This window comes from Hymenobacter sp. NBH84 (assembly GCF_014217645.1).
Classification (GTDB): Bacteria; Bacteroidota; Bacteroidia; order Cytophagales; family Hymenobacteraceae; genus Hymenobacter; species Hymenobacter profundi.
On record NZ_CP043644.1, the window covers coordinates 740,395 to 751,765 of the forward strand.

Sequence of the window (11,371 nt, forward strand, 5' to 3'; positions counted from 1 at the left end):
CACTTCGCCTTCTCAACTTCACAAACTCACAACTTCACCCTTAGTTCACATACGGCGCTTCCAGCTCCTGGCCCATGCTTTGGATGGTGTCGGAGTGGCGGCCGGTGAGGCGCACGGTGCCGATGCGGGCTTCGGCTTCGGTGATGACTTCTAGCTCGCGGAGCCAATGCAGGCGGCGTAATTGAGGTTCAATTAGGCCCAGGGGGTTGATGTCGGCGTAGTGGTGGCGAAAGTAGGCCTTGGTGGTTTGTTCCAGCTTGTCGGCGAAGCGGTGCAGCTCCCGACGCTGCCGCCATCTATCGGACAGCACCACGTGGGCGCGGGCCGTGACGAGCACAAAATAGCGCCGCCAGGTGTTCCAGCCGTACAGCATCAAACCCAGCACCAATACGCCGCCCGTAGCGGCCAGCCACACGTTATGACTCAGCCGGTCGCGCACGTAGGAGCTGCCTAACGCATTCACCACTAGCCAGCCTAATACAAACAGCCACGTGCGCCAGCGGTGCGGCAGGGTAGGGCGGCGCTTCTCCACGCGCACGGGCAATACCTCTTCGTACGGCATTTCAAATTCCAGCAGCACGTCGCCAGTGACAGAGCGCTTGCTGACGTGTACGCCGTGGGCACGCAACGTAAGTTGGGTAGTAGAGAAAAGCGAGCGTTGTTCTAAAACCATTCAGTGGGTGCAAGTTGGGAGTGGTGGGCGGTGAGTTTGTGAATAGAAAATACATCTGTCATCCTGCGCTTGCGAAAGACCTTCTCACATGAGAACAACAGGCGTAACAACGACTCGTTCAACGGGTAGAAGGTCCTTCGCAAGCGCAGGATGACAGGCTTTCTTCACTCACAACTGCACAAACTCATCACTCACTATTCATCAATGAAACGGTGCCGGGGTGAAGCACAGTGCAAATATCGCCAGCATCAGCCAGCCCAGCACCTTGCGACCCGGCGACAGCGGACTTTCGTCGGGGGCGGGTGGGTGGTGCACACCAGTCAGCCTACCCAATAGCAGACCGAAGACCAGCCAGCCAGGGTTGCCCAGCACACCAGGCAGGGCCACCGTAAGTGCCAGCTGCCCAAACCACACGGCTGCCGCCAGCAACACCGTGCGGGCGGGAGTAGGCAGCAGCTTACGAAATACCACAAATAGGTACAGCGCGTAAGGCACGCCGCCGTAGAGCCACGTGTCGCGGTCAGAGTGCAGGGAGAAAATTCCTAATCCGGCATAGAAAATAAAGCCGATGAACAGCACCGTAGACAGCCGGTTGAAGCGCCGGTAACCCAGCAAGCCGTACAGGATGTGCCCTCCATCGAGCTGCCCAATGGGTAGGAGATTGAGGGCCGTGAAGAACAACGACAGCACCCCCGCTAGGAGCACAGGATAATGCAGCAACTCATACGGGTGCGGCAAACGCGTCGGATCGGCCAGCCAGCTTTCCAGCCATTGGTAAATAAGCGGCTTGCCAAAGGTGATGCCCTGGGCGCCGGGTGGGTACACGTGGCGCGCATAATCGGCCCCAAACTGCTGGTATTCCGGATGAATCTGAAACAGATAATCTGCCAGCGGTGGCAAATGCGTGAAGCCGTACATCAGCAATGGCACCGCCACCACGAAGCCCGCTAACGGCCCGGCCAGGCCAATGTCGAAATACTCCCGGCGCGAGAAAATCCGGTCTTTGATGCGAATAACCGCCCCAAACGTGCCAATGCCCAGCACAAACGGAATGAAGTAGGGTAGGGTGGTGCGCACCCGGTTATATCGCGCCGTGAAGTAGTGCCCAAACTCGTGCACCGTGAGCACGCCCAGAAACGGCACCGAAAACCATAGTCCCCGGCTCAGCTCTGTGCGCAAGGCCTCACCCCGCAGCCCGAACACGTCGAGGGGTAGGAAATCCAACCCGCCGCGCGTGAGCATAATACCGGCCAGCGTGGTAGTCACCAGCGTAACCAGAAACAGCAGCAGGTGCAGACTATACACGCGCCAACGCGGCGGCTCGGGCCGCTCGTAGCGCACGAACGCCTTGTGGGCATCGGCTAGGGTATAGGAAGCAGAATCGTCGGCAGCCGTGGGGGCTTCGGCGTCAGGCAGAGGTAGGGGAGAAGGCACGAATGGCGTCGGGCAAAGCGTCGGTGAGCGTCAGCGGCGGCGCCAGGAACAGGGTCTGTATTCCCAGGCGGCGGGCTGTTTCAATGTGTTGGATACTGTCTTCAATGAAAAGAGTTTCCTCGGCTTTCCAGTTCATTTCGCGCAGCACGTGCCGGAAAATCTCCTCGCCGGGCTTGCGCAGCCCTACCTCCTGGGAATAAAACACGCGGTCCAGCGCATCGGCAATGCCGTGCGCGAAGCCGTACTGCTCCTGTAGCTGCCGGTTGATAACGTTGATGTGCATGTGGTTGGTATTGCTGAGCAGGGCCGTTTCGTGGCCTTGCTCGCGCAGCTCAGAAATGAGAGCCAGACGCTCAGCGGGCACATCCAGCAGCATGGCGTTCCAGGCGGCGTCCAGCTCGTCGTCGGTGGCCGTGAGCTGGTAGCCCGTGCGCAGCCCCTCCCGAAATGCTTCGCTCGTGAGGCGGCCGGTTTCTAGCTGGTCGAACAGCTCGGCCTGTGCTTGTTGGTTGAAGGCAATGGTGCTGCCCGCCGGGCTAAAACGGCGCATCTCATCCAGCGTGCGCTGGTAGTCGATGTTGATAATAACGCCGCCAAAGTCGAACAGCAGATTGGGTTTCTTCGTCATACGGGTTAGGTAGGGGCGGCTCGCAGCCGCCCGAAGGTAGGTTTCGTCCGCTCGGAACCACTCCGACGCGGATTAAAATTGGAAATTCGCCCGCAAACTTCGAAGTTTGCAGCAGCGAAACCAACCTGCTCTGTCAGATTAGTACGCATCGGGCCTATAGCTCAATCGGTTAGAGCAACTGACTCATAATCAGTAGGTCCTTGGTTCGATTCCAAGTGGGCCCACAAGTAAAGCCTCTTCCTTCACAGGGAAGAGGCTTTTTTGTTGTATTGCCTACAGTTTTGCCGACAAATATGGTTTCTTTCGTCCTCGTATTCAGTTTACTAGTATAAATGTGGTGTAAAGATTAAGGAAGCTATGTACCTCATAGTATGCAACCTTTCACTAAGTTGCCAGCACCCTCTATAAAAACAACTTATTATTCTCTACGATGAAGTATTTCTCTACTTACCTAGTGGTTACTTTCCTTGCAGGCATTTTAACGGCATGTGAGAAAAACTCAATTGAGCCGCTGCCAGAAGAGTCCCTATCGGAATTTTATGTTCACGCCCAGCAAAACGGCAAGAATTGGTTAGAGCGGGGTAGTGCTGCCTACCATAAAACTCAGCAGATATTTTCAATATCTGCTGGAACTCCCTCATCAACGGAAAAGTATACCTCTTTGTATCTGCAATTTTCTATGCCAAAAGAGCGATTTGATGCTTTGGTGAAATCTACACCAGCCCAAATACAAAATCCAGAAGCTCTTTGGCTTCAAACAGAAAACGAAGATATTGTAACCGATAGTTTTCGTAGCGATTCACTCAACGTGCCTACTATCGAAATCATTCGGATTGATACAGTAGAGAAGGTTGTAGAAGGTCGCTTCCAAGCTACATTACAGCGAGATTCACACTTTACGAAAAAAGTGGAATTGAAGCGCTTCGAGAAGGGGACTTTCCGGGTTCGATATAAAGAATTTACTATTTGAGAATTCCACATAGCAACTATAAAAGGAACGCCTTGGCCAATCCGGCCAAGGCGTTCCTTTTATAACTCCGGCTAGTCAATATACACCGCGTAATTTTCCAGTTCCTCTTTCCGGAGAAACGCGCGGCAATGGTGCAGGTGGTTAACTTCCAGATCATAGTACACCTCAGCAACGAAGCTGCCCATGTGGCAGAAATTCACCGTATCTTTTTCCTCGTAGCGCATGGTCAAGTAGGGTCTTCCGAACACCCAGATGCTTAATCGAATTTAGATTGTAGGAAGCGTGAGATGGAATAGGCATAGCAAAACATAGTGACTACTGCATGCAACCATATACCATAGTGATGCCTCTACTCTCTATACCCACTATACCCAACCTTATGAAGTTTACACACATTATTTTCTGTGCGCTGAGTTGCTGGGGCGGCCTTGCTTTATCAGGATGCCAAGACAAAGACACCGATCCGGCCGCCGACGAACTCGTACAAGTAAGCTACGCACAAACCGCATGTTCTGACCCATGGATTGCTGACTCAACTGGCGTAACGGCCTTTGAGACAGCGGCAACAGCCTACCTCCAAAAGCAAGGTGTGCAAACTGATCAGTTGCAGGCAGCCCAGACAGGGGAATATGAGCCTTGTAATGCCTGCCACTGCAAAACAGGAATCATATTAGAGGGCGGTGTTCGACGAAAGGATTTAGCCACAGTCGAGAAACTGGGTTTTCGAAAATTGTAAGCTTCTATATAGAAACACGCAAAACGCCCCGGCCGGTTGGTCGGGGCGTTTGTGTTGCAATAGAGTAGGGCATGTACTTTCTGATAGTCGAAGAAGATGCCTGCTACCCTGGCCGATAACGGTTCTTTTTTTGGAATATCCTTCCTGTGTGCTCAGAACGATGTTCTGCCCGCCCGAATATATTGGAAGGTAAGGCATCCTACGGTGCTCCTTTTAAGGAAGCGCTTCTATTTTTTGCTTCAAGGAATTAGCCACGGATAACCCCTTTCTCCGTACACGTAGTCATATGTTTGGAGTAAGTGACATCCCGAAGTTCTTTCTGGCCTTCTTCCTGGTGCTGCCAGTTATTTCTTTTCTGCACGAGGCGGGACACGTGTTTTTTGCCTGGCTGATGGGGGGCAAAAACATTAAGGTGACTGTGGGTTCCGGCGACGTGATATTCCGTTTGGGCATGTTGGAGGTGCGCCAATACTACTTCTGGTACGGCCAGTGCACCTTCGACAATCTGAGGCATAACCATCGCTTGGCCAACGTCCTTATTTTTGCGGGAGGCTCGCTTTTCAATGCCGTGTCTGCGGTGGCAGTGGTCTATCTTATCGAGAGCGGCCGGCTGGAGTCGGGCATGCTTACCTACCAGTTCACCTATTTCTCCCTGTACTACATCTTTTTTGCGCTGTTGCCCATGCCCTACCCCGATGGCAACCACAGCGACGGGAAGATTATTCTGGATTGGGTCCGCAACAAAGGGCAGGCCGCGGAAAAGATCTACCGCGTGCAGTGGAACGAGAAGAACGCGCAATGGCAGGTGCTAGACCACAACCACGACCTCGTTGAGGGGTTTGCAGATGAAACACAGGCGCTCGAAAAAGCGCACGAGGTAGCACGGCGCAATCGGCCCAGCCGCTTACTAAGCAGCGAAGGCGGCCAGGAGAAAGAGGTAGCCAATTACCCCAGAGTACCACTGTAGCCGCCATTTCGCGGTGCTCCTACCCGCATCGCTGCCCTACACAATAGAAAGGCCACCTTTCGGTGGCCCATCCCAAACCCGTTAAGTAGCCTGATTTGATGATAGCAGCTATAGTCAGTTTCCTGGTGATGCTGAACCCGTTTGCCTTGTTTTTGTACCTGAAGCCGATTATGCAAGACCTTTCGGAAAGGGATTTCCGATCGGTGTTTCTGAAGGCCAGCACTATTTCTTTCTGCATCTACCTGGTTTTCCTGCTATTCGGCGACCTGGTTTTCCAGAAGGTATTTAGCATCAATTTCGAGTCGTTCCGGATATTCGGCGGCATTGTGCTGTTTTCCTTTGCCTACATTTTTATTGTGCAGGGAAAGAAGGCGTTCATTCAGATTAAAGGCGACCTGCACGACCTGGCTTCCGAAATTGCGCTGCCCTTCATGGTAGGGGCCGGCACTATCTCGCTCACCGTCTTGATGTCGGAGCAGCTGCAACTGTGGCAGGGGGTAGTAGCACTGGTCCTGATTATGCTAATCAATTACCTGATCATCATGGGGTTGAAGCAAATGCGCCGCACCATGCGCAGCAAAAGTTTTCAGATTGCCTTCGACAAAATCATGGAGCTTTTGCTGCGCATCAACGGCTTTTTCCTGGGCGCTATCGGCGTTGATATGATTACTACCGGTATCACTAACCTGATGCGGGCCGCTGGGTAGGCTTGGCCGTAGCGCCTACCGTATCACCTCCTCGGAATAAACCAGCCACAGCGGAATGGGCAGGTCCATGTTGTAGATTTCCTTAGGTACGCTGCCAAGACGCAGGGAGGGTAGGGGGTTGCTGCCTTTCAGGCCGAGTACCAGCAGGTCGTATTTGCCTTTGCCCAAGTGTAGGCGAATGCGCTCTGCCACGCTTTTGTTGGCGGCCCGCACCAGGGTGTAGGGCACGCCGGCGGTTTCTTGATGTTTTCGCTGCAAGGTGGCAAACCGCTCTTTCACGATTTCTTCAGCCTTCTTCACGGCCTTTTCTTCCGAGATAAGCGGGAAGTACTGGGTCGGCAGCCGATACACGTGCAGTATCTCCAGTTGCAGCCCCAACTGGGTGGACAGGTTCTGGCTGAGCCGCAGGGCGTGAACCGAGGTGGCCGAAAAATCCAGCGGCAGCAGAACTTTATGAATGCTTGCTACCGCCGTTTCGGGGAAGACAAGCACGCTGCACGGCAGCACCTGGAGCAGTTTGGTGCCGAGGGCGCCGGTGCTCTTGTCGCTCATTTTTTTACCCAGTAAGGCCAGCTTTATCTGGTAGCGCTTCACTAGTTCGGCCAGCATCACCTCGGTGTTCGGCTCCTCGCCCACGAGTACCTCATACGTCGTAGCATTGCCAAAATGCTCGGCCACAATGTCGTTGATGTTGCCTTCCACTTCGGTGGCCAGGTCCATATTGCCGAACCATTCCCGAAAGTCGTCGCTCAGTTCGGCTACCTTCACGTTGTGCACAAAGTACACTTTGCCTACTTGCAGCCGCTCGCAGATAGAGCGGGCGAAGGCCACCAATTTTTCGTCTATATCACTCAGGTCCAGGCAGACCATCATCGCGTCAATGGCAATCATAGTTTCGCGGCGTTTGGGGGTAAGGGGGTAGGAGTGCTTGTTTGAGGCGCTTTGGCGTCCTGCTTTTGCGCCCGCTTGGCCAGCATCTCGCCTACCAGTTGCTGATAATCTTTGCGTTGCTGGGCGCTGCCGAGCTTCGTTTCTTCTTCCAGTTCTTCGCTTAGCCCTTTATACAAGCTATAGCACATGAGTAGCAAAATGATAGCAAAGGGAAGTCCTGTGATAATAACAGCCGTTTGCAAGGCCTGCAACCCGCCACCCAGCAGCAGCACCGCCGCAATGGTTCCGCCCGACAGGGCCCAGAACACGCGGGTGCCAACAGAAGGGTCTGGCCGGCCGCCAGAGGTAAGACTTACCACCACCAGCGACCCAGAGTCGGAGGATGTGACGAAGAACCCGGTGATGAGCACAATGCCGATAACCGACAGAATATTAGAGAAAGGAAGCTGCTCGAAAAAGACAAACAGGGCTGTCGATACGTCGGCGGCCACGGCCTCGGCTACGGCCGTATTGCCGCCCAATACTTCGCGCAGGGCAGTGCTGCCGAATACCGTCATCCACAGAAAGGAGAGGAGGGAAGGGACAATCAATACCCCGAGCACAAATTCCTTGATGGTGCGGCCTTTGGAGACGCGCGCAATGAAGATGCCCACAAACGGCGCCCACGAAATCCACCAGGCCCAATAAAACACCGTCCAGGTACCCTGCCAGTTGGTATTGCTGTAAGCTTCATTCCAAAAAGAAAGCTGCATAAAGCTCCCAATGTAGTAGCCAGTGTTCTGCACATAAGAACCCAGAATAAACACCGTAGGCCCCAGAAACAGCACCGCCACCAGTACCAGCAAGGCAATCCGGACGTTCCACTCGCTGAGAATACGCACGCCTTTGTCTACCCCCGTTACCACCGATATGGTAGCAATACCCGTGATGATGGCTATCAGGCTAATCTGGGTAGTAACGTTGTTGATGATGACTGGAAATACGTGGTGTAGCCCCGCCGCCACCTGCTTCACCCCCAGACCCAGCGAGGTAGCCAGGCCGAAGAGGGTAGCAATAACCGCCAGAATATCAATAACATCACCAATAATACCGTGAATACGCTCACCCAGAAACGGGTAGAAAGCCGAGCGTACCGTAAGAGGCAATTGGCGATTATAGGTGAAAAAGGCCAGCGCCAGCGCCACCAGCGCGTAGATGGCCCAGGCATGAAAGCCCCAGTGCAGGAACGTGAAATTCATGGCCTGGCGGGCAGCGGCGGGCGTGCCCGGCTCCCCAAGCGGGGGCGTCTGGAAGTGGTTGATGGGCTCGGCCACGCTCCAAAAAAGCAGGCCAATGCCCATGCCAGCACTGAACAGCATGGCAAACCAGGAACCGGTGCTGAACTCGGGCCGGGCATCCCGACCACCCAACCGGATATTGCCAAACCGGCCGAAGGCCAGAAACAGGCAATACGCCACGAAAATGTTTACGCTCAGAATAAATAGCCACCCCATGTTGGACGTGACAGCAGTCTGTATTTCCGCGAAAAACGTTTCGGCGCTTTCCCGAAAGACCAAAACGAGCACGATACTGAGGACAAGTATCACGATGGAGGGCCAGAACACGGGCCCGTTTACATCCAACCCAAACGATTTTTTCGCCTCATTCCTAACTTTGCTCATATGCAGTGCTGTTGATTTCTAGAAGTAGTAGCCCATGTTGATGTTGAATCGCATGTGCCAACGGGTGTTGCCGGGAGTGCCACTGGTAAAGGCATTTTCCCACTCAGGTCCCAACCAGGGGTGGTTGTAGCCAAAGGCGGCGTCGGTGTAGATGGCCATGGGCCCGGCGGCAAACAAGGCCCCCAGCACGTTCATGTGCGAATTCTCGAAGCCACGGACGTCTTTCGAATAGTAGCCGTAGTTGTCGTAAAACGTGATGCTTTGTAGCAGGCGGGTCTCAATGGGGAGGCGGTAAGCTACGTTGGCCGTATACAGGTCGCCCCTGGTAGCTACCCTGTAGTTGGCGCCGTACGCCCCCATCTCAACGAAATTTAAGGCCGCACCGTTGGCATATTTTGGCTGAAAGCGGTAGCGCATGGCCTGTAGCTTCATGCTCCAGCGGCTATAGGAAGGCTTAAATTCATAGTGCACCGCCCCGGCGTAGCGGGTGCCGTTGCGCCTGGTATCCAGGTTGTAGAGGAGGCCGCCCTGTAGGGAAACGCCCAACTCGTGGGCCAGGCTGTCGTCGAGGCGCCGGACCAATTTAAAATTTAGCTGGTTGTTCTCCTTGTTGCGTCCGGTTACGTCGTAGGAGTAGCGGTTGGGGCTGGCTTCAGCCGAACTGAACACAAAATCCTCCGCGCTTTTGTAGTAGGCCGCATGCCACTGCCAGCGGCCCCGGTCGTGAATGTACTTCACGCCCATGTCGTGGTCATCCTCAAATCCCAGGTAGTAGGTCATGTTGAAAAACCAATTGTTGGAGTTGTATTGCTGAATGCCGAAGGGCACTTGGTTCAGTCCTACCTGTAGCTGGGCAGCATCCGAGAAATCGTACTGAAACCAGCCCTGCTTGAGGAAACTTCCCCCAAATGCCTGCGAGTAGTGCCGGAACTCGGCGTTCAACTTGATGCCTTTATAGGCGGCCTCCGCATTGATGCGAAACATATCAAAGCCAAAATCGCCACCCCGCTCCACTTGGTCCTGTTTCCAAGTAGAGAGGTTGTAGTTGAAGCGCAGCGCACCGCCCAGCTTCAGGGCAGGCTTTTCATTGTCTTTGTCCTCTAGGTCTTGTGCGTGGCACAGCGTGCCGAATAAGCAGAGAAATAAAAGTAAAACTGTTTTATGCATAGAGGGGCGTTAGGTGAACTCCTGGCTAGGTTGGACGAAGTCAAGCGAAAAACGTTTCGCAAAAAGTGTATTTGCTTTACCGCGGCGCTAAGCTTCCAGAGGCTCTTTCGCAAATCCCTTTTGGAAGTTCGGAATGTGGATTCTGCGTATGGCAGCGTTATTCCACTTCACCATCCTTCCTCGTGATGCTACTTCGCTTCCGTTGGCTTTTCCTGTTTTTCTGCTTCCTCAATAGTCACAGCTACGCCCAAACCTACCGCTTCCAGGGTACGATGAGCCAGAACGTGCTCAACAACTACCTCGACCGCGCCATTACCATGCAGGGGCAGTCAGAAATAGAGGGTGTCAACAAATTGAGCGAAGCCGAACGCCGGCGCAACATAGCCATGCTGCACAACGTGGGCGCCAAGTTTGTGAGCCGCATTGGGGGCTGGTGGGAAAACGCCTACGACCAAGCCGCGCATGATGCTCTATTTGCACAGGTCCGCTGGAATGTACGCCGCATCCAGGCCCACGACCGGGAAGTGATTTGCCAAGCGGCGGTATTCGAGTATGTATCAGAGAGTGTGAACAACATAGCCGTGCCAGCGCGAGTATTCAGGGCGTTTGGGCTGCCTGTGGCGCGGCGCAATTTTCGTTGTCAGGAGATGCTGTACCCGGCACCCGCCGCGCAGTACCGCGTCTACGATGGTCCGATGGCTGAAAGTATGCGTCGGTTCACGCCCGATGTCACCACTCAGGAAGCCCAATTGTGGTTTTACTACATGGCCACGCGCTACCTCGCGGCGGGTTGCGAGGCCATTCATTTCGGACAAGTAGAAGTAATGAACCGCCGCGACGTGGGCAACGCGCAGTGGTGGGCGCTGCTCCAGAAAATCAGGACCTATGCGGCTACCCAGAACCGCGGCGTGGTGCTCTGCGACGGCCACGTGCCTTCTGGTGGCATATACTACGAGCCGCAGCTGGTGCAAACTATGCCGTTGGCCGAGTGGCAGTCGTATCGTCCTACCTCCGATAGCACAAAGCAACTGGTACTCGATTTTCACTCCATTTGGGTGAACTACCAGGAGGCGCCAGGCTGCACGCCCGAGCGGCAGCCAATTACAATACAGGTTGATCCGAACGTAGGATTGCACCAGCGCAGCCTAGGGGGCCTCAGTCCGCTGGGCTGGACGGCCGTGCGCAATCCCTACCTGGTAGAGCTGGACAATAGTGGGCCGAGCGCCGAAGCCGCCGTAGGGTGCAACTACGACCGAAACCGCGACTGGTTTCTGTGGGGCTGGGACGAAATCAGCTGGTTTGCGCAGCAGCCCCCCGCCTACCGCGACTCCGTGCTGGTATATTCCTACTACCGCATAAAACAGCTGGACCCCAGTGGCCACCTGGCCATGCCCGGTATGCGGGGCGTAGAGCCGGGCATGGGCCGGCCTAGCTACCTATACCGTTGTAATACGGGCCTGGGCAGTCAGCAAGCCACCATTCGTAGTATCTGGCGCGGGAGGTACGCCGATTCGGTGCTGCAATTGGAGTAAGCTGT

Annotated in this window: 12 protein-coding genes and 1 tRNA gene; 6 read left to right on the top strand and 7 right to left on the bottom strand. The window is 54.6% G+C overall.

Features of this window, described 5'->3' with window-relative positions:
* Positions 1 to 40: 40 nt before the first annotated feature.
* The 3 genes from F1C16_RS03160 to F1C16_RS03170 all read right to left on the bottom strand — a co-directional run bounded on the left by F1C16_RS03160 (position 41) and on the right by F1C16_RS03170 (position 2,735).
* Complete coding sequence (locus tag F1C16_RS03160; protein WP_185282923.1) at positions 41 to 673, bottom strand: hypothetical protein; 633 nt, start codon at positions 671 to 673, stop codon at positions 41 to 43.
* Positions 674 to 874: 201 nt separating this feature from the next.
* Complete coding sequence (locus F1C16_RS03165) at positions 875 to 2,107, bottom strand: site-2 protease family protein (protein WP_258049010.1); 1,233 nt, start codon at positions 2,105 to 2,107, stop codon at positions 875 to 877.
* Complete coding sequence (locus tag F1C16_RS03170; protein ID WP_185282924.1) at positions 2,082 to 2,735, bottom strand: HAD family phosphatase; 654 nt, start codon at positions 2,733 to 2,735, stop codon at positions 2,082 to 2,084. The genes F1C16_RS03165 and F1C16_RS03170 overlap by 26 nt, the downstream gene beginning before the upstream one ends.
* 150 nt (positions 2,736 to 2,885) lie before the next feature.
* Here F1C16_RS03170 and F1C16_RS03175 point away from each other — a divergent pair.
* Together F1C16_RS03175 and F1C16_RS03180 are read left to right on the top strand one after the other, a co-directional pair.
* Positions 2,886 to 2,959, top strand: a tRNA-Ile gene (locus tag F1C16_RS03175).
* A 206-nt stretch (positions 2,960 to 3,165) separates the two neighbouring features.
* On the top strand, positions 3,166 to 3,705 hold the full coding sequence (locus tag F1C16_RS03180) for a hypothetical protein (RefSeq protein WP_185282925.1): 540 nt from the start codon (positions 3,166 to 3,168) through the stop codon (positions 3,703 to 3,705).
* A gap of 71 nt (positions 3,706 to 3,776) precedes the next feature.
* Here F1C16_RS03180 and F1C16_RS03185 read toward each other — a convergent pair whose 3' ends face one another.
* Positions 3,777 to 3,929 (bottom strand): hypothetical protein, encoded by a 153-nt coding sequence (locus F1C16_RS03185; RefSeq protein ID WP_185282926.1) that lies wholly within the window; start codon positions 3,927 to 3,929, stop codon positions 3,777 to 3,779.
* A 155-nt stretch (positions 3,930 to 4,084) separates the two neighbouring features.
* On the opposite strand from F1C16_RS03185, the gene F1C16_RS03190 reads away from it, so the two are divergent.
* From F1C16_RS03190 to F1C16_RS03200, 3 genes are all read left to right on the top strand, one after another.
* A complete protein-coding gene (locus F1C16_RS03190; RefSeq protein ID WP_185282927.1) occupies positions 4,085 to 4,441 on the top strand; it encodes a hypothetical protein in 357 nt (118 codons plus the stop codon).
* Between the two features lie 286 nt (positions 4,442 to 4,727).
* Entirely contained in the window at positions 4,728 to 5,408 is a 681-nt protein-coding gene (locus F1C16_RS03195; RefSeq protein ID WP_185282928.1) for a hypothetical protein, read from the top strand.
* 98 nt (positions 5,409 to 5,506) lie between these two features.
* Complete coding sequence (locus tag F1C16_RS03200; protein WP_185282929.1) at positions 5,507 to 6,115, top strand: MarC family protein; 609 nt, start codon at positions 5,507 to 5,509, stop codon at positions 6,113 to 6,115.
* 15 nt (positions 6,116 to 6,130) lie between these two features.
* On the opposite strand, the gene F1C16_RS03205 is transcribed toward F1C16_RS03200, so the two are convergent.
* Genes F1C16_RS03205 through F1C16_RS03215 form a run of 3 tightly spaced genes read right to left on the bottom strand, consistent with a single transcriptional unit; the run spans position 6,131 to position 9,834 of the window.
* Positions 6,131 to 7,006 carry a universal stress protein gene (locus F1C16_RS03205; RefSeq protein ID WP_185282930.1) on the bottom strand — a complete coding sequence of 292 codons (876 nt, stop codon included), beginning with the start codon at positions 7,004 to 7,006 and terminating at the stop codon, positions 6,131 to 6,133.
* Positions 7,003 to 8,667 (bottom strand): BCCT family transporter, encoded by a 1,665-nt coding sequence (locus F1C16_RS03210; protein ID WP_185282931.1) that lies wholly within the window; start codon positions 8,665 to 8,667, stop codon positions 7,003 to 7,005. Before F1C16_RS03210 ends, F1C16_RS03205 begins: the two co-directional genes overlap by 4 nt.
* 18 nt (positions 8,668 to 8,685) lie before the next feature.
* A complete protein-coding gene (locus F1C16_RS03215) occupies positions 8,686 to 9,834 on the bottom strand; it encodes a hypothetical protein (RefSeq protein WP_185282932.1) in 1,149 nt (382 codons plus the stop codon).
* A 185-nt stretch (positions 9,835 to 10,019) separates the two neighbouring features.
* Here F1C16_RS03215 and F1C16_RS03220 point away from each other — a divergent pair, with 185 nt between their 5' ends.
* The gene (locus F1C16_RS03220; RefSeq protein ID WP_185282933.1) at positions 10,020 to 11,366 is read left to right on the top strand and encodes a hypothetical protein; all 1,347 of its coding nucleotides are present in this window, start codon (positions 10,020 to 10,022) and stop codon (positions 11,364 to 11,366) included.
* The last annotated feature ends 5 nt before the right edge of the window (positions 11,367 to 11,371 follow it).

Bases quoted from the DNA above. Each gene is read 5' to 3' on its own strand.
- F1C16_RS03160 (WP_185282923.1), bottom strand. From the start codon at position 673: ATGGTTTTAGAACAACGCTCGCTTTTCTCTACTACCCAACTTACGTTG.
- F1C16_RS03170 (WP_185282924.1), bottom strand. From the start codon at position 2,735: ATGACGAAGAAACCCAATCTGCTGTTCGACTTTGGCGGCGTTATTATC.
- F1C16_RS03180 (WP_185282925.1), top strand. From the start codon at position 3,166: ATGAAGTATTTCTCTACTTACCTAGTGGTTACTTTCCTTGCAGGCATT.
- F1C16_RS03185 (WP_185282926.1), bottom strand. From the start codon at position 3,929: ATGCGCTACGAGGAAAAAGATACGGTGAATTTCTGCCACATGGGCAGC.
- F1C16_RS03190 (WP_185282927.1), top strand. From the start codon at position 4,085: ATGAAGTTTACACACATTATTTTCTGTGCGCTGAGTTGCTGGGGCGGC.
- F1C16_RS03195 (WP_185282928.1), top strand. From the start codon at position 4,728: ATGTTTGGAGTAAGTGACATCCCGAAGTTCTTTCTGGCCTTCTTCCTG.
- F1C16_RS03200 (WP_185282929.1), top strand. From the start codon at position 5,507: ATGATAGCAGCTATAGTCAGTTTCCTGGTGATGCTGAACCCGTTTGCC.
- F1C16_RS03205 (WP_185282930.1), bottom strand. From the start codon at position 7,006: ATGATTGCCATTGACGCGATGATGGTCTGCCTGGACCTGAGTGATATA.
- F1C16_RS03210 (WP_185282931.1), bottom strand. From the start codon at position 8,667: ATGAGCAAAGTTAGGAATGAGGCGAAAAAATCGTTTGGGTTGGATGTA.
- F1C16_RS03215 (WP_185282932.1), bottom strand. From the start codon at position 9,834: ATGCATAAAACAGTTTTACTTTTATTTCTCTGCTTATTCGGCACGCTG.
- F1C16_RS03220 (WP_185282933.1), top strand. From the start codon at position 10,020: ATGCTACTTCGCTTCCGTTGGCTTTTCCTGTTTTTCTGCTTCCTCAAT.